This window comes from Marinilabilia salmonicolor JCM 21150 (assembly GCF_000259075.1).
GTDB lineage: Bacteria > Bacteroidota > Bacteroidia > Bacteroidales > Marinilabiliaceae > Marinilabilia > Marinilabilia salmonicolor.
On the sequence record NZ_AJKI01000007.1, the window covers coordinates 131677 to 149271 of the forward strand.

A 17595-nucleotide genomic window follows, 5' to 3' on the forward strand; every position below is an offset into this window, starting at 1 on the left:
AAAAAGGCTATATTCACAGTCGCGAAAGAAAAAGAAAGTTATGAAGCTATCAGAAATAGGAGAATTCGGATTTATCGACAGATTTTCAGGCAAATTTTCCGCACTCAACAAAAATGAGGAGTACGGAATTGGAGATGACTGTGCTATTATGTCGTTGGATGATCAGTACAACCAAATTGTCACTACCGACCTGTTAATTGAGGACATTCACTTCCTGCGTTCTGCAATAACTCCTTTTGATCTGGGATACAAAGCACTTGCAGTAAATCTGAGTGACATAGCAGCAATGGGTGGGACTCCGACAGCTTCCTTTTTGTCCATTGCCCTTCCGGCAGAAACAGAAGTGGAGTATATGGATCAGGTAATGGAGGGGTACCGAAGTCTCAGCGAAAAATACCAGGTTCCCCTGCTTGGAGGCGACACCACCAAATCGCCCGATAAAATTGTTATCAATGTTTGTGTTACCGGGAAGGTAAAAAAAGGAAAGGAAAAGCTTCGTTCTGCTGCTGACAACGACGATTGTATTTGTGTAACCGGCCCTTTAGGCGATTCTGCCGGGGGACTAAAAATGTTACTAGATGGAATCAGCCCTGATGAAATGACAAAAAACCTTATTTCATGGCATAATCGTCCCGAACCGGCAATCAATGAAGGAATATGGCTGGGAAATCAGAAAGGCGTAAATGCTATGATGGATATTTCAGACGGAATCGCTTCTGATTTAAAGCACATTCTTGATATGTCAGGAAAGGGTGCCATCGTACATTTAGAGGACATTCCACTTTCTCCCGCCCTTCAATCAACGTTAAAAAACAAAGAACAGGATGTTTTAAAACTTGCACTTACCGGGGGTGAAGATTATCGCCTGCTTGTTACTGTACGTAATGAGGATTTTGAAGAATTGGAAAAAGAGTACAATCACCAATTCTTAACTTCCCTGACCCGTGTGGGTAAGATAACAGCAGAAAACGCGGGAGAAATCAGGTGGATGAAGGAAAACAAACCTTTTACACTCGATAAAGAGGGATTTAATCATTTTTCGGAATAAAACATCTCAAATGTAAAAATACTCGCGAATCAACCAAAAAAGAAAGGCCGCCACAACCAATACGATAATGGTTAAGCCGGCAATTTTGTTGATCCAAAAGAGCCTTCTCAAGTTTATTTTACTTCTGAAAAGTCCAACCACCGAGGTCAGCATAGTCCACCAAACGGCAGCACCCAAAAACACCCCTGAAATAATTATCAGATGTCCAACCAGTCCATACTCCGATTTGAGGACTCTGAATCCGGCAAAAAAGGCAATAAAAAGAAATATGGCAAGTGGATTGCTCAATGTTAACAAAAAAGTAGATACAAAATCACTTACCAGACTGTGCTTACCTGCTTTTTGTCTTCGCAGCTGAGCCACAGGATTGGTTCTGAAAATTTTGATACCAAGGCCGGTTAAAACGATAACGCCCCCCAGTTGAATCCACAGAATCTGCGCTTCTATAAAAGTTACGATATACGAAAGACTAAAGCCTGCGATTATGGCATAAATGGTATCCGACATAGCGGCACCAAAACCTGACAAAAGCCCTGAGGTTCTTCCATTTTGCAAAGTTCGTTGAATTATTAAAACTCCTATAGGCCCCAGGGGTAAAGAAGCAGAAAAACCAACCAGCATTCCGTCCAAAAGTGTGCTCCAATACATTAATCAGCTTTTTTTGTGGCTACAAAGATTGAAAAATACTATAAAACAACCTGTATATTTCCTCATGTTTTTATTATCAATTCCTTAACTTTGATAGAATAACCAGACCCACCCATGCATACAGAATTATAAATATCAGTCAGTTAGCATGATCTGTTAACACAAAATTAACACAGACTTAACGAGGGCAAAACATCACCGGGAATATTAGCAGTTAAGTTTGCACCCGAAAAATAAACTATTCTTCAACAAATGGAAACAATTTATTTAGTACTCGTAGGCGTACTTTTTTTGCTGGCTATGTCCGACCTTGTGGTCGGGGTCAGCAATGACGCCGTAAATTTCCTGAATTCGGCCATTGGCGCTAAAGTAGCTTCTTTCCGAACCATCATGATTATTGCTGCACTTGGTGTTTTTATTGGTGCAAGCTTTTCAGGGGGAATGATGGAGGTTGCCCGTAAAGGAATTTTCAATCCACAGTATTTTACATTCGAAAACATCATGATCATTTTTATGGCGGTCATGATTACGGATGTTATTTTGCTGGATTTGTTCAACACTTTCGGTCTCCCCACCTCCACTACCGTTTCAATTGTATTTGAACTGCTTGGTGCGGCCATTGGTGTTGCGCTCATCAAATCGATGAACAACCCGGATATGATATTAAGCGAATACATCAATTCTGCAAAAGCTCTGGCCATTATTTCCGGCATTCTGCTTTCGGTAGTGGTATCATTTACCGTCGGAATGGTTGTACAATACATTGCCAGAATATTGTTCTCTTTTAATTTCAAAAGAAGAATTAAGTACTTTGGCGGTATTTGGGGTGGTATAGCCATTACAGCCATTACCTACTTTTTAATTATCAAGGGAGCCAAAGGAGCGACTTTTATGTCGGACAATATTCAGGCATGGATCGCAGAAAACGACAAACTCATTATTGTCTATAGCCTTATTTTCTGGACGCTAATTCTGCAGGCTTTTTATTGGTTATTTAAAGTAAACATTCTAAAATTCACAGTGCTGGCCGGGACATTTGCTCTGGCAATGGCTTTTGCAGGCAACGACCTTGTTAATTTTATTGGTGTACCGCTGGCCGGATTTGAAGCGTTTAAAAACTTCATAGCAGACGGAGGAAGCAACCAGGATATGTTGATGACTTCGCTGGCCGGTAAGGTTAAAACAGACTCCTATCTGCTGGTAATTGCCGGATTAATAATGGTTGTTACACTCTGGACCTCAAAAAAAGCCAAGAAGGTTGTAAAAACTTCACTTGATCTGGGTCGTCAGTCCGAAGGAGAAGAACGGTTCGGTTCTTCATTTTTTGCCCGTTCCATTGTTCGCGGCAGCATCGCTGTCTCCAATTCGGTAAATAAACTGATTCCTGCCCGTGTTAATAATTTCCTGAATAAGCAATTTGACAGCTCATTTTATGAGGAAGAACGTCAAAAGGTAAAGAAAGAGGAAGCTGCATCCTTTGACATGATCAGAGCATCCGTCAATCTTGTTGTTGCCAGTATTCTTATTGCTTTTGCTACCTCACTGAAACTGCCATTGTCTACAACCTATGTGACTTTTATGGTGGCTATGGGTAGTTCCTTATCGGACCGTGCCTGGGGGCGTGAAAGTGCGGTTTACAGAATTACCGGAGTCGTCTCGGTGATTGGCGGATGGTTCTTTACCGCTTTTTCTGCCGCAACAGTCGCCTTTATATTTGCGAATCTGATGATGCTCGGGGGCATTTATGCTATTATTGCTCTGATAGGACTTGCAGCTTTTATGGTTTACCGAACACATGTTATTTCCAAAAAACAGGAATCAGAATCCAAAACTTATGGTGATCTTGAAATTGAAGAAGTTAATGGTGAGATTCTTTCTGAAAAGGTATTGGAAAAATGTCGAACCAGTGTTTCAAAAGTATTGAAAGCGATTTCCGGAAACTATGGCGACACTTTGCACTATTTCGAAGCAGAAGATCGTAAGCACTTAAAAGAAACCACAAAAGAAGTTTCGTCACTCAACAAGAAAATCAAAAAGCTCAAATCAAATATTTACAATACCGTTCGTAAATTGCAGGAAGAATCTATTGATTCAGGCTTGTATTATGTACAGGTTATTGATTACCTGAGAGAGACCACACACTCTCTGACGTTTATTACCAATCCTTGCTTTGAGCATCTGGACAACAATCACAAAGTATTTACTGAGGCTCAGTTGGAGGAAATCAATATTCTGGAGAGTAAAGTGCGTTCACTCCTTACCAAGTCCATAAATATGATAGATCAGTCAGATTTCACGCATCTGCAGGATCTTGTTGACGAGCAGGGGAAACTGATTGATCTCATTAAGAATCTCAGAAAAAAACAACTTAAGCGTATTAAGAAAGAAAAAGCAGGGACAAAAATCAGTATGCTCTACCTCTCGGTGCTGCATGAAACCCAAAACATGCTTCTGCACCTGATTAACTTGTTGAAAGCGCAGCGCGATTTTGTTGCTTCCCATAAAAAATAATCTGTTTCATCACCAAAGGAGCATATTTACACAGGGTATGCTCCTTTTTACTTATCTAAATTGTTGGAAGAATGGTCTCATTTAAACGATTGGTATTATTCCTTTTTGTAAGTATGGGTGTGGTTTATCCCGTAACTGCTCAGGAAGAGGAAAACACAGAATTCGAGCCTTCCGGAGAAGTTTTTGGAAAGATATTCACCAATTTTAATACTTCACTTTCAGGCCCTGATCAACAAACCGCTTTCGAGGTCCGACGTGCCTATCTCGGATATGAGTATCAAATTTCGAAAGAATTTTCGGCCGAAGTTAAAATCGATATTGGCTCCCCCAATGATGCTTCACAGTATTCATTATTGCGACGCTTTGGTTATTTTAAAACAGCTATGGTGCAATACACACCTTTTAATTTTATGCAGGTTACATTTGGGCTTCAGGATGCCACACAATTTAAACTCCAGGATAAATTCTGGAAACGGCGGTATATCAATGAGTCTCTGATGGGGGCTTACAAATACGGTTCCAGTGCTGACATAGGTGTCAAAGTAGCCTATCTTACCGAAATTGTTGATGTTGACTTTGCTTTGTTTAATGGTGAAGGCTACTCAAGTCTGCAGAATGACAATACATTTAAAGCGGCCCTGGGAGCCACATTCAGGCCTGTGAGAGGACTTATCACCAGAATCTACGGGGATCTTTCAAGTAAACAGATCAGTCAGGGAACCAGCTCTTTATTTGCCGGATATCGACAAGACTTCTTTTCAATAGGTGGCGAATATGCAAACCATTTTAACCGTAATTTTCAGGAGGATCATAACATTGAAGGTTTTTCCATACTTGGTGATGTAAAGATCCTTCCTAAAATCTGGCTTTTTGGACGTTATGACAAAATTGAATCCAATATCCCTGATGGTGAAACTGTGCCCTGGAATTTGTCTAATGACGAAACCGCAGTAACTGCTGGCATTGAATACATACCTGTTAAGGCCATTAAAATAGCAGCCAATTATCAGGATCATTATCCGGCAGCCAGAAATCTGGAAGCAGTTTCTGCCTTTTACATCAATGTTGAAGCATCCTTTTAAAAAAAACAGCATGAAGAATTTCACCGTTCTATCGGTTTTCATTGGAATCACTTTTCTAACGGGAATCCATTCCTGTCGGGAATCAGAATACACCCTCCCCAGTGAATTCAACGTCATTTCAGACAATGGAGGCGGTACAGGCACAACAACCTGGAAAGCTGATGAAAAATATTTGTTAAACGGTATTGTTTATGTAAACGAAGGTCAAACACTTACGATAGAACCCGGAGCTGTTATCCGGGCCAAAACAGGCCAGGAAGAAAACGCCAGCGCACTGGTGATAGCCCGTGGAGCAAAAATAATTGCCGAAGGAACCCGGGAATCTCCCATTATTTTTACAGTCGAAGGAGATGATTTAAAAGGATCCGTCCCTGCTGAAGCCAATGGATTATGGGGAGGCATCATTGTTTTAGGAGATGCACCGGTAAATACTGCTTCGGGGGAGCAAATGATGGAAGGAATCCCTTTTGAAGATGCCAGGGGAATGTATGGCGGCAACAATGAAAGTGACAACTCGGGGGTGCTCAGGTATGTTTCTATCCGCCATGGAGGAACTCAACTTAGCAAAGGAAATGAAATCAACGGACTCACGTTGGGAGGCGTAGGAAATCAGACTACGCTTGAATATGTGGAAGTAATCTCCAACCGCGACGACGGATTTGAATTTTTCGGTGGAACGGTAAACGGTCGCTATCTACTTGCTGCATTTTGTGGAGATGATGCATTTGATTTTGATTTGGGATACACCGGAAATTGTCAGTTTATTGTTGGACTTCAGGCAGGTTCCACAGGTGATTTGCTTGTGGAATTAAGTGACAATGAGGGGTATCCTGCCACTCGTCCTCATATTACAAACGGAACATTTGTTGGCCGCGGAATGGATGAAAACGGGCAAGCTGCACGTTTTGATAATAGTTCGTCAGGAATCATTTCAAATTCACTTTTTCTGCATCAGAAACAGGGCATATTCATTGAGTATTCAGGGGACCAGCTGGATAGTTATCAACAGTTTATTGATGGAAATATTCAGATTCTTAACAATGCCTTTTACATGACGGGGAACAATTCGAAATTAAATATTTTAGGGGTTTACTCTCTGAATATTGAAGATGTTACTGAGCAGGATGAAAACGTTACACAACACTTTGAAGAGGGGAACAATGTACTTGAGAATCCGCTGATAGATTACAATCCTCAGGAAATAAGTCAGATGAATCTGACGCCTGAAAATCTGGCTCCGGGAAATTTGTATTTAACAACCATTCCATGGTTCCGCAATGTTGATTACAAAGGCGCTTTAGGTCAGGCTAACTGGCTCAAAACCTGGAGTTTTCTTGATCTGGAAGGCCTGTTAATAGAATAAGAACGACCTTTCGGCAAACAAAGAAGCACCGACAGCGCATTTGCTGTCGGTGCTTCTTTGTATTTTTTTGGTTTGGTTTATTTCGAGATTAGGTTGATATCATTCATCAGTTTGTCACGATATGACTTCCCAATCGGAATTACTTTGGTTCCGCTATCCGTTTTAATAACCACCGAATTATCTTCAATAACCTTAATTTTACTGAAGTTAACGATAAAGGAACGGTGAATCCTCATGAATTTATCTGCCGGCATTTTATCGGCAATGGACTTCATGGTAAAATGAATGGTGTATTTGTCATTAAACGTATTGAGCACCACATAATTTTCCAGAGCTTCGATCCATAAAATATCATCATATTTTATGCGTACCAGAGAACCGTTGTTTTTAATAAAAATCTCGGTACTCTCTTTAACAGGACTCTCCTTTTTGTCGAACCGTTCACGGGCTCTGTTCACAGCCTTAATAAACCGACCAAACTGTACAGGTTTCAACAAGTAATCAGTAACATCGTACTCATAAGATTCCAAAGCGTACTTTTCCTGAGAAGAGTAAATTACAACCTGAGGAATAATATCCAACGATTCCAAAAACTCAATACCTGACATTTCAGGCATTTCAATATCCAGAAATATCAGATCAACTTTTTCTGCATCCGGTTGATTCAACGAATTTATTGCCTCAACTGCACTGGAATACGAGCCTGTCAGATGTAATCCTTCTGTACGGCCAACAAATTCCTCAATTATTTTTATTGACAGCTTGTCGTCATCAATAATGATACAATTCATAGATAGAGATTTTGGTCAAAAATACAAAATTATACTCAAATTATGCCACTGCAAAGAGATGAAATTTTTGAATTAACCGATGAATATAATCATTTAATCAATATCGAAGCCGGTTCTCGTCAAGAATTCCTTTTCAATTATATTCACACGTTTTACAGACTTCCTGATCCAATCGAGTAAAATACGGTTATACTTCTCTTCACTTAATTGTGGTCTATCGGTTTTCTTACGAATTTGCTCAGTAAAATGTTGCAACAGAATTGCCGCTGCAACTGATATATTTAAACTTTCTGTAAAACCTACCATCGGAATGGTTACAAAGTGATCAGCCATCTTTCTGACTTCTTCAGAAACGCCTGTCTTCTCTCCTCCAAACACAAGGGCAAAAGGACCACCAGTAATATCGAACTGATGCAATGAAACTGCTTTTTTGTCCGGAACAGTGGCAGCGATTCTGTACCCCTGGTCTTTTAAATCTAACAATGCACGGGTGCTATTGTTTTTATCAGTTTCACGGTATCTGTGAAGTGTTAACCATTTGGAGGCTCCAAGAGCAACATCCGGATTGACGTTGTAGGTGTGTCGGTTCTCCACAATATGCACATCCTGGATGTCAAAACAGTCACAGCTACGCAATACAGCACTTGCATTGTGCGGATGAAAAATATCTTCCAGCACAACGGTGATATAGTCCGTACGCTCCTCTAAAACACGTTTGAATAAATCAAGCCTCGGGACCGTCACAAATTGCGAGAGAAATTCGATTAATGCCTTTTCCATCACCTCATATAAAAAGGGGTATTTCACAATATGAAACACCCCCTTCTTATTCGTTTGACCAAAAAAGAATTAGTTTACAGCGTCAGTCAATTCACTTCCAGCTTTAAACTTAACAACTTTCTTGGCAGGAATTTGGATTTCCTTACCGGTTTGAGGATTACGTCCTGTACGGGCACTTCTTTCAGAAATAGAGAAAGAACCAAATCCAACAAGTGCAATCCGGTCACCTTTTTTCAATGCATCACCGGTTACTTTAATAAAACCATCGAGTGCTTTTTTAGCATCTGCTTTAGTCAATCCTGATTCACCAGCGATTGCTTCAATTAATTGAGCTTTGTTCATAATAAAATTTAATTTTTAGGGTTAAAAACTAAGTTTCCCATTCTTCTTTCCACAAATATAGACGGTTTTTGGTGTTTACCAAATTCCAACGCCTAAAAAATGCTTGAAAATGCGTTTTTTTTTGAACAAAGTTAAATTTTCGTACTTAAATGACTCTTTTTTCGCAAATCAGTGGTGGTGCTTCATGAGCTTACATCATACAACCTTTTTGGTTGTCAAAAATTTCGTTATGATAACAACCCATTGTTAATTTTTGTTTAAGAAAATATTAAATCTATCTTATTACAGGACATCAAATCTCAAACATAAATACATACTTCTTAATTGGTTTGTTCCAAACTGCTCTATTCCTTTATAATAAATTCCGATGCCCAACTTGAGTCTGTCCATAAACTTAGCGTTTTTCAAGTGTTTGAGATAGAAAGTTCAAATTCAAGGCGTGTGAAAAATCTAAACTACAGAATACTAATGTATTTGAGGGTTTAGATTTTGAGCAACAACGCAGAAGTTGGACTTTATAGACAAACACTAACTATCTGCGAAATACAACCATCCTCATTAAAATGGATGATATTTCTTGATATTTGAACATCTCCTTACTATAATTAATGAATCGAAGGTGGACGAAGTCAATAAGGCAGACTAAAAAAGTGGCAGCCATTTCCGGCAGAATTTAGCCGAAAAACACATAAAAATCAGAGAAAGGCTCTCAATTTACAGTCATATCATCATTGATCATTCTGGTCACATATTGCTGCAGATAAGCTTTAAAAAGCCTCCGGGCATCTTTAAAATCTGTTTTTCCTATGATATTATTCTCCTGCAATGGATCATTCATCAGATCATATACCTCAGTTACTTCTTCACCATTAAAGTAAACAGCATAATTGTTATACAAAAACTGATAAGATTCATTGATGTAGTTCACTACAAAACGTTCATCTTCACTTTGTGAAAGAAGATCGTTTCCAAAGGCGATATAAGGATAGGGATAATCAATGTAAGAAAGAACAGTCGGCATTATATCGGTTTGTTGTGCCAGACCTGAATCCATTCTGGCATCTATGTCTCCGGGTTTATAAAACACAAGGGGTATGGCAAAGCCCTCTACCGGAGTTTTATATTCATCATGAAAAGGGATGGTACAATGGTCAGCAGTTATTATAAACAAGGTATTATCAAACCAATCGGTTGCTGACGCTGTTTCAAAAAATTTCCGCAAAGCCATGTCAGAGTATCCCATCACTTCATGCAACGGAAGAGGACCTTTGGGAAAGGTATCCACATATTGCTCCGGAACAGCAAAGGGATGATGTGAGGAAACCGAAAAAAGTGTTGTAAAGAACGGCTCCTGCAATTGTCCCATATCCTTTGCAAAAAACTGGAAAAACGGTTCATCCCATATACCCCACATACCATCGAAGTCTTCATCATTATTGTATTCCGTTTTTCCTTTATAGGCATCATATCCGGCCATTTTCGTAAATGCATGAAAGCCCATTGAGCCGTTAGGCGCACCATGGTAAAATGCAGTCTCATAACCAATGCGGGAAAGCAACCCGGCCAATCCGTTAATTTTATTGGTGGAGTATTCTGAAACAATATAAGGTTGAACCAAAGAAGGAACAGAAGCAATAACGGAAGGTAAGGCATCAATTGACTTTCTACCGTTTGCATAAGCATGGTCGAAGGCCCATGATTGCTCAATCAGACTATCCAAAAAGGGTGTAAATCCCTCATAACTTCCACCTTCAAGGTCTCTGTTAAAGGCACCTATATGTTCCCGTCCGAAACTTTCCAGTATTATCAAAACCACATTGGGCCGATCCTGCTCAATATTGCTGCCGGAAGCGGATTGTTCGGGTTGATAAACCGGGGAATATATTTTTGACAGTTCTTGATCTTCAAAAAAATGAACCGGTTTAAAAGCTGTCTTACCCAAAGTTCTGAAAATGGAAAATGGCGTATTCAGCACAATGGCAACCTGCTCCGGACGTTCCACATATTTTGCAGCATTACTGATGTTTATGGGACGTGTACTATGCCGGAAACCTCCACGCATACCTCCGACAGATAAGCCTCCCACCAGAGCCATAATAAGAATGGACAGGCCCCAGTACCTCCATCCAAATGTTTTTAAGGCGGGCTGTGGCTTTATCCGATTGTACACGTAACCAAGCAAAAACATAAACGCAATCCACACCAAAGTGGCATACCAGTAATCAAAGATAAATCGAACCCACAGGGCTCCCATATTCTCTTCGTTTGAAAATTGTTCAAACACGCTGGCGGTGGTTCGTTTTAAGGTAAATCGATAATATATGGTATCAGCAACGTTCCCCGCCAAAGCAATACCATTTGTGACCAGAAACAGAATTCTCAAACCTTTTTGGTACCAGCTTTTAAACTTTATTTTCAATGGGAACAAAGAAAATAGTAAAAACAAGGAGTTTACATACAGGAGAGCACTGATATCAAAGCGAAGGCCCCCAATCAATAAATTTAGAAAACCTACAAATGATATTTCCCTAAACAAATCAGCATTAAACCAGAAAAAGGTCAAACGACTGATAGAAAAAAGAATTAAAATTAATACAAAACGCAGAATTAATACCACATATTCATTGAGTGACCAACTTTTATGCATTCGAATGAGATTTTGTAATTACCAAATGATGAAAACAAAGTCTGATGAAAACGTCCGTTCTTATGGACAAAGTGAAGCAATCACTTTTCTTTACCCGTATAGTAATAAAAAGAATTATGCACCTTTCATGGACCTTTTAAAATTTTTTCAGAATGCAAATTTACAAGAAAAAACCGCCTCTGAAACAAAAAACCTCTCCGTAACATTTCAAATGCTTCGGAGAGGTGATTAAAACAAAATGTGTACCGAAAATTATTTACTTTTTCTGGACTGATCTCTCATCTGGTCAATTCGTGCCAGAACTTCACGCAGGCTTTCTGCTGATGAACTTTTTGCCTGCTCACCCACCGTCTTCATACGTCCTTTTCCTTTAGAGGAAACAGATCGTTGCTCCATTGGTTTTGTTTTTTGAGGTCGAAGTTCAAAATTTGTATAAATCCGGGGTTCTGAAAAACTCTCAACCTGTTCATAGTCCAGAAAATCCAGATACCTCAATAGTTCCTCAAAAAACGTCGCCTTATCATCTCTGACTTTTATTCTGTAATGTTTCATCAGTATATCTTTTAGGTTTAAGGAATTTGCAATTTTATTATGGGTCCATCCCTACTGTCATTGCATCAAGAGCATTACATCGACAACTGAAAATTGCCCGCCAACTTTAGTTTCCTAAATGCCCTTATAGTAAATTTAAGGCAAAAAAACAGGAACATCAAGACCTATCATAATTTTATTTTTATTTTTTATTATCTTCCAAAATTGAAGTACAAATAAAAGTTATCGTAAGCACTTCAAAGATTGATCAAAAAAAAGTACCGATGTTTTGAAACTTTTCATAGCTGATCCTGATAATTTATTTGGTAAAACGCAAATATTTAAAGGAAAAAATAACCTCTGGTATCACTAATGCCAGGAGAACTCTAATTGTGAAAAGAGATTGCTTCCCGCCTTGTTCCTATCGGTCGCAATGCCCCTGTCCTACAGGTTTTAAGCTGGGGTGGCAGCGGTGATTTACGCTATGCCGAAAAACCATCCTACCCCCGTTCAATCACCTCCAAAATCCAGTCCATTGCGAACATAGTGAAGCAATCTCATTTTTTAACAGGACGCCAATAACTGGGATAAATCATTTCATTCAAACCAGTGGTACATTATCTTTGTTAATAAAGACAAGTAAAAGAACTATGCTTATTTAAAACATCAGGATATGAATAATGCACAAAAAACTGCCATAGAGCTGATTGACTTCATTCATGAAGGGGCAAGCCCTTATCATGTTGTAGATAATATTTCTAAAGAGTTGAAAAAGGCCGGTTTCGAGGCCCTTAAACTGGAAGACAGATGGGATTTAGAGCCCGGAAAAAAGTATTTCACAACCAAAAACGGTTCTTCACTTTATGCCTTTGTCACAGGAACTAAATCTCCTTCTCTTACAGGAACCCGGTTAATCTGTGCTCATAGTGATTCTCCTTCATTTAAGATCAAACCCTCCCCTGAGATGGTGGAAAATGACCATTATGTAAAATTCAACACAGAAGTTTACGGGGGTCCCATTTTAATGAGTTGGCTTGACCGTCCTTTATCCATGGCAGGAAGGGTAATAATTGAAGGTGAAAATGTTTTGCATCCTGAATCCCGGCTTGTGAATTTTAATCGCCCTATGCTTACCATTCCTAATCTGGCTATTCACCTAAACCGGTCGGTAAACGATGGTGTGGAACTGAACAAGCAAAAGGATATGCTTCCACTTTGTGGCATCATCGGAGACAAAGGAAGGAAGGGATATTTTAAGGAACTACTTTCCCGAGAAGCAAGTGTGGAAGCAGAGAAAATCATCGATTATGACATAACCCTAAATGAGTATCACCGTGGTTGTTTACTTGGACCGGAGAGTGAATTTATCTCCAGTCCCAAGCTTGACGATCTGGCCATGGTTCATGCAGGTTTAAAAGCACTACTGGCAGCAGAACCCGGAGAAGCAACCAATTTCCTTTGCATTTTTGACAATGAGGAAGTAGGTAGTCAAACCAAACAGGGTGCCGGATCTCCCGTTTTCAAAAACATCTTTGAAAGGGTTTTAAAACAACTGGGTGAGGATGATGAAGGAATTCAGCAAACGCAGCATAAATCGTTTATGATTTCAGCGGATATGGCGCATTCAGTCCATCCCAACCATCCCGAAAAACACGATCCCGTATTACATCCGCTTATAAACAAAGGACCGGTAATAAAGATCCACGCCAATCAGAAATATACCACCGACGGAGATAGCGGAGCCGTTTTTGAAACCCTCTGTCGTTTGTCCGGCGTACCATGCCAAAAGTTCGTTAACCGGAGTGATATGGCAGGTGGTTCAACACTTGGAAATGTTTTAACCACACAAATGGATATCCGGTCAGTAGATGTTGGCAATCCCATGCTGGGGATGCACTCTGTAAGAGAACTTGGTGGGATCCAGGATCATGAATATATCATCAGAGTATTTATAAAATTCTTTGAAACAGCATCCTGATTGGACGAAAAACGTTTATTTACCTCAAATACCTTACATGAACGAGCCTGAACCAAACAAAAAACGTAAATAATTGTGATAAGGCACTGAAATAACGTGCCTTATCAATCTAGCCAGGGGATTCTGAATCCTTATATCGAAAATTTTGTGAACCACTTAGTATCTCAGACTCACAACATTTCAGTCTGATCCAGAAATCAGTCTTGTGTAATGTTCGAAACGGTTTAATATTTGTCTCACATAATTAACAGGCTCCTCTCCCATCACATAACCAAATCTGACTACTTCATCATTGTAATACTCCGGATACATAAGATTGAGCACATACTGTTCTACATTGTCATCCCACACACGGGGATTGGCATTGTACTTTTCTGCCAATCTGCGGGCATCCTTTACGTGGGAATAACCACAGTTGTAGGATGCCATTGTGAATTTCAATCGCTGAACTGAGTCGGGTATTTCTTCCCATCTTTCCCATAACTGGCTGAGATAAGTGGTTCCTCCCTGTAAATTCTGTGATGGATCTGAGACGTCAGTAACTCCAAGCTCTCCAGCTGTGGCAGGCATTAGTTGCATTAATCCACCCGCACCTGCCCAGGATTTCTCCCCGGGATCGAAACCAGACTCCTGATAAATCAATGAACTCAGCAACCGCCAGTCCCACCCGATTCGGTTTGCATGATGTTGCACAATGCTATCAAAACGACTGATATTCGATCCGTTTTCACTGTAAAAATCTGAAGAGATTCGTTTGCTAAAAGACCGGGTATTCTTAAAATACTTGTTATAGATTACGTAATAGTCCACATCATCCTTCATCTGCCTCACCCAAAAATTAAGTGTATCCAACAATTCCGGTGCATTTTTTCGTACTGCCCAGGATATTCGCTGAGAAAAGCTAACGGGTGTTTCCACATCCAGAATAGGATAATAGGAAGCATTAATACGGGCTATATTATTGTCAGCAACGGTATAATCAATCTCTCCGTCAACCACCATCTTGATGATTTTTTGAGTGGAGCACTCCCCTGCAATTGTATCCACTTCAATACGTCCCCCAATTTCCTGTTGAAGGTTTGTCAAGCGACTGTAATAAGCTGAGTTTCTTCTCACATAAACAGGAAGGCCTATTAATTCAATGGGATCAGAAATCAGTTCTTTTTCTATTTCATGCAGCTTCATTTGGTGCCAGTTCTCGGGTTTCCTTTGAACCAATACCTGACGGGTTAAATAAAGATAATCCATAAAATCCACATATTTCCGTCGATGCTGTGTTACCGTCATGCCATGTGCCAGGATATCTCCCTCGCCTCGGTTCAGCATATTAATAAGCTCATCAATGTCTTTCGCCAATACCACCTCAAGTTCAAGATTCAGGTGTGCAGCCAAACGTTGCAGCAATTCATATTCATACCCCATGGGCTGTCCTCTGTACAGAAAGTAAGAGGTACTGCTATAGACCATAATGGCTTTGAGAACACCATCATCCATAATCTTCGGCAGATCTCTGCTTACTTGAGGTTTGGTTACTCGCACATTTTCTGACACTTCAACCTCAATGGGGGTGTTTTGATTACAGGAATTAAGAAAAAGGAATAATAGAAGGGTGAAAAAGTAGAATTTTCGCATAAAACGAAGTTTGGTTATGTTCAAATATACCAAAATCAACGGATATATGCAAAGATCCTGCTGTCACACACCTTCCTTGTTAAATTCATAAATCAGTGCTCCTGACTCGTTTCATCCCTCCTTATAATGGCCTTGTATGCAGCATCCTGTATTCTTGTTCGGATATTTTCTTTTATCAGTGTTTTGTTGTATTGATGTGGATGAATTCTGTTGGAAAGGAAAACATAAACCAATCCGGATTCAGGATCAGCCCAAACCAGAGTTCCGGTAAAGCCGCTATGTCCGAAAGAAGACAGAGCGGCGAATTTTGATGCAGGGCTCACTTTAGCGGTATCCGGTTCCGGTTTGTCAAAACCCAATCCACGGCGGTTTTCGGCACTATGGGCGGTGGTATAAAGATCAATGGTGCTCTCTTCCAGGTAGCGCTTGCCTCCATAAGTCCCTTTGTTAAGATACATTTGCATCATCCGGGCCATATCCAAAGCATTGGAAAACAAACCTGCGTGGCCGGCAACTCCTCCCATCATTGCGGCACCGGGATCATGTACCCAGCCATGGATCAATTGTTTCCGAAAAGCGTTATCCTCTTCGGTAGGGACAATCTCTTCGGAAGGAAATTTATCTGCCGGCAGAAATGCTGTCCGATACATTCCCAGGGGTTTATAATAAACCGAATCCATAAACACATCAGTTGTCTTTCCTGACAGATTCGCAACCAGCTGTCCCAGAAAAAAGAAGCCCAGATCACTGTATAGATACCGGTGACGTGTTCTCAGGGGGGATTCAAGTACCTGAAGCTTCATCGAATCCAGATACTGCCGGTTCATAAAAAAGTTATGAGCAACGGGAATACTAAATACTTCATCAGGTCTTTTTTGAAAAGTATCCTTTCGGTATCGTACTGTTCGGTTCAGATAGATGTAATCATCCAGTTTTATATTGTAAAGCCAGCTGTAACGACGCCCAAAGAGACCTCCTTTCAACCTGTCACGATCAATTGTTTGCTGATAAAACGGGATGTAGGAAGTCAGGCCGCTTTCATGCAATAGCAACTCTTTCAAAGTAATTCCCGCTTTATCGGTGGTATCCGTCTCCGGGAAATACATACCCAGAGTATCTTCCATTTTCCACTTTCCTTTCTCATAAAGATGCATCAATGCCGGAATGGTGGCCATAATCTTTGTTACCGATGCCACATCATAAAGATCAGAGGATTCAACCTCACGATTTTTTTCATAAGTGTGATGCCCGTAATTTTTGCTCCACACCACAACTCCATCCCTGGCGATCAAAACCTGAGCTCCGGGTGTTGCTTCAAGCCTGATGGCTTCGGTCATGATAGAATCAATATAAAGAAGTGAATCCCTGTACATGGCCACCTCTTCAGGGATACCAAATTTTAAGCGGGTAGCAGAACTTTTTCGTGAAAACTGTTTTACATTTGCGAGCCAATCCTCATGGGGTTGGGCATGCCCGATAATCAGTCCTCCGGCAACAGCCTGGGCAAGCAAATCCCAAACCGGCAGATAATCGGAAGTCGAAGTAAATAAAGCATCCACTCCATCGGGCAGAGAATGAAATTTGAAATAGTCACCACTGTCGGCTATGATGATGGCTATTTGCGCCTCCGGATACTTTTCAAGAATAATTGATAATTTGTGCTCAATGATAGAATCATTTAATTCACTCCCGTCAGCAAGCCAAAAAATATAATTTAGATCTGAGACTTCATTATTTGTAAGGGGAATATGGTTTTCAATCATTTGATGGAAAGTAAAAGTCGCTTCCTCTTTTACATCACTAATAATTCCTGCTTTTATATTCGTAAATCCGGCAGGTAAGAATGCTATGTCCCTTCTGTTAAAAAAACGAACGCCCTGTTCAAAAGCCTGCCTTCTGGTCAGATGAGCAATGGATTCAGGAACCGAATCCTGCGGTACAAAATCACATTTAACCTCTTGTAACTTCTCAAGAATCCTTTTGCATCCAATATCTAAATCATCTTCAACCAACAAATTGTTTTTGTATGCTCTCACTAACTTTTTAAAATCATCTTCCGGATTTTCGGATAAAAAGAAGATTCCCTTTGGTACAGTCTTTTCAAAAGTGACAGGTAACCCGGTATGGTTATCAACACGCCATGGACTGAAAATCTGCTTATTCGAATTATCGGACAAAGTTTCAAGTGCCTGGCTTCTTTCAAACAGTTGACCAGGCATTTTTACGGCTGGTATAGAGATGG

At 40.2% G+C, this 17595-nt stretch carries 13 protein-coding genes; 5 read left to right on the forward strand and 8 right to left on the reverse strand.

Translation table 11 applies throughout. From position 1 onward, the window contains the following. Nucleotides 1-40: 40 nt before the first annotated feature. Nucleotides 41-1048 carry a thiamine-phosphate kinase gene (gene thiL, locus W7W_RS0105675; RefSeq protein WP_010662854.1) on the forward strand — a complete coding sequence of 336 codons (1008 nt, stop codon included), beginning with the start codon at nt 41-43 and terminating at the stop codon, nt 1046-1048. A gap of 6 nt (nt 1049-1054) precedes the next feature. Here the strand turns inward: thiL and W7W_RS0105680 are convergent, their stop codons facing one another. Further along, a complete protein-coding gene (locus W7W_RS0105680; RefSeq protein ID WP_010662855.1) occupies nt 1055-1696 on the reverse strand; it encodes a LysE family translocator in 642 nt (213 codons plus the stop codon). Between the two features lie 252 nt (nt 1697-1948). On the opposite strand from W7W_RS0105680, the gene W7W_RS0105685 reads away from it, so the two are divergent. The 3 genes from W7W_RS0105685 (at nt 1949) to W7W_RS0105695 (ending at nt 6652) form a co-directional block, all read left to right on the forward strand. Continuing rightward, nucleotides 1949-4207: an inorganic phosphate transporter gene (locus W7W_RS0105685; protein ID WP_010662856.1), complete on the forward strand. Its 2259-nt coding sequence runs from the start codon at nt 1949-1951 to the stop codon at nt 4205-4207. A gap of 71 nt (nt 4208-4278) precedes the next feature. Further along, nucleotides 4279-5289 (forward strand): porin, encoded by a 1011-nt coding sequence (locus W7W_RS0105690; protein WP_010662857.1) that lies wholly within the window; start codon nt 4279-4281, stop codon nt 5287-5289. 10 nt (nt 5290-5299) lie between these two features. Then, complete coding sequence (locus W7W_RS0105695) at nt 5300-6652, forward strand: hypothetical protein (protein WP_010662858.1); 1353 nt, start codon at nt 5300-5302, stop codon at nt 6650-6652. A 77-nt stretch (nt 6653-6729) separates the two neighbouring features. Here the strand turns inward: W7W_RS0105695 and W7W_RS0105700 are convergent, their stop codons facing one another. From W7W_RS0105700 to W7W_RS0105725, 5 genes are all read right to left on the reverse strand, one after another. Next, nucleotides 6730-7443 (reverse strand): LytR/AlgR family response regulator transcription factor, encoded by a 714-nt coding sequence (locus tag W7W_RS0105700; RefSeq protein ID WP_010662859.1) that lies wholly within the window; start codon nt 7441-7443, stop codon nt 6730-6732. A gap of 93 nt (nt 7444-7536) precedes the next feature. After that, complete coding sequence (locus tag W7W_RS0105705; protein ID WP_010662860.1) at nt 7537-8223, reverse strand: TrmH family RNA methyltransferase; 687 nt, start codon at nt 8221-8223, stop codon at nt 7537-7539. A gap of 69 nt (nt 8224-8292) precedes the next feature. Then, the gene (locus W7W_RS0105710; protein WP_010662861.1) at nt 8293-8565 is read right to left on the reverse strand and encodes an HU family DNA-binding protein; all 273 of its coding nucleotides are present in this window, start codon (nt 8563-8565) and stop codon (nt 8293-8295) included. Between the two features lie 709 nt (nt 8566-9274). Next, entirely contained in the window at nt 9275-11212 is a 1938-nt protein-coding gene (locus tag W7W_RS0105715) for an LTA synthase family protein (protein WP_010662862.1), read from the reverse strand. 252 nt (nt 11213-11464) lie between these two features. Next, nucleotides 11465-11764 (reverse strand): hypothetical protein, encoded by a 300-nt coding sequence (locus W7W_RS0105725; protein WP_010662864.1) that lies wholly within the window; start codon nt 11762-11764, stop codon nt 11465-11467. A gap of 652 nt (nt 11765-12416) precedes the next feature. Between W7W_RS0105725 and W7W_RS0105730 the strand changes: the two genes are divergently transcribed. Then, on the forward strand, nt 12417-13721 hold the full coding sequence (locus W7W_RS0105730; protein WP_010662865.1) for a M18 family aminopeptidase: 1305 nt from the start codon (nt 12417-12419) through the stop codon (nt 13719-13721). Between the two features lie 180 nt (nt 13722-13901). Here the strand turns inward: W7W_RS0105730 and W7W_RS0105735 are convergent, their stop codons facing one another. Continuing rightward, nucleotides 13902-15353: an MltF family protein gene (locus W7W_RS0105735; RefSeq protein WP_010662866.1), complete on the reverse strand. Its 1452-nt coding sequence runs from the start codon at nt 15351-15353 to the stop codon at nt 13902-13904. A 92-nt stretch (nt 15354-15445) separates the two neighbouring features. Beyond that, nucleotides 15446-17595, reverse strand: a 2150-nt coding sequence (locus tag W7W_RS0105740; protein ID WP_010662867.1) for a serine hydrolase domain-containing protein, incomplete at its 5' end; no start/stop codon positions are given.

Excerpts from the sequence above, each read along its gene's own strand:
- thiL (WP_010662854.1), top strand. The coding sequence starts at position 41 with ATGAAGCTATCAGAAATAGGAGAATTCGGATTTATCGACAGATTTTCA.
- W7W_RS0105680 (WP_010662855.1), bottom strand. The coding sequence starts at position 1,696 with ATGTATTGGAGCACACTTTTGGACGGAATGCTGGTTGGTTTTTCTGCT.
- W7W_RS0105685 (WP_010662856.1), top strand. The coding sequence starts at position 1,949 with ATGGAAACAATTTATTTAGTACTCGTAGGCGTACTTTTTTTGCTGGCT.
- W7W_RS0105690 (WP_010662857.1), top strand. The coding sequence starts at position 4,279 with ATGGTCTCATTTAAACGATTGGTATTATTCCTTTTTGTAAGTATGGGT.
- W7W_RS0105695 (WP_010662858.1), top strand. The coding sequence starts at position 5,300 with ATGAAGAATTTCACCGTTCTATCGGTTTTCATTGGAATCACTTTTCTA.
- W7W_RS0105700 (WP_010662859.1), bottom strand. The coding sequence starts at position 7,443 with ATGAATTGTATCATTATTGATGACGACAAGCTGTCAATAAAAATAATT.
- W7W_RS0105705 (WP_010662860.1), bottom strand. The coding sequence starts at position 8,223 with ATGGAAAAGGCATTAATCGAATTTCTCTCGCAATTTGTGACGGTCCCG.
- W7W_RS0105710 (WP_010662861.1), bottom strand. The coding sequence starts at position 8,565 with ATGAACAAAGCTCAATTAATTGAAGCAATCGCTGGTGAATCAGGATTG.
- W7W_RS0105715 (WP_010662862.1), bottom strand. The coding sequence starts at position 11,212 with ATGCATAAAAGTTGGTCACTCAATGAATATGTGGTATTAATTCTGCGT.
- W7W_RS0105725 (WP_010662864.1), bottom strand. The coding sequence starts at position 11,764 with ATGAAACATTACAGAATAAAAGTCAGAGATGATAAGGCGACGTTTTTT.
- W7W_RS0105730 (WP_010662865.1), top strand. The coding sequence starts at position 12,417 with ATGAATAATGCACAAAAAACTGCCATAGAGCTGATTGACTTCATTCAT.
- W7W_RS0105735 (WP_010662866.1), bottom strand. The coding sequence starts at position 15,353 with ATGCGAAAATTCTACTTTTTCACCCTTCTATTATTCCTTTTTCTTAAT.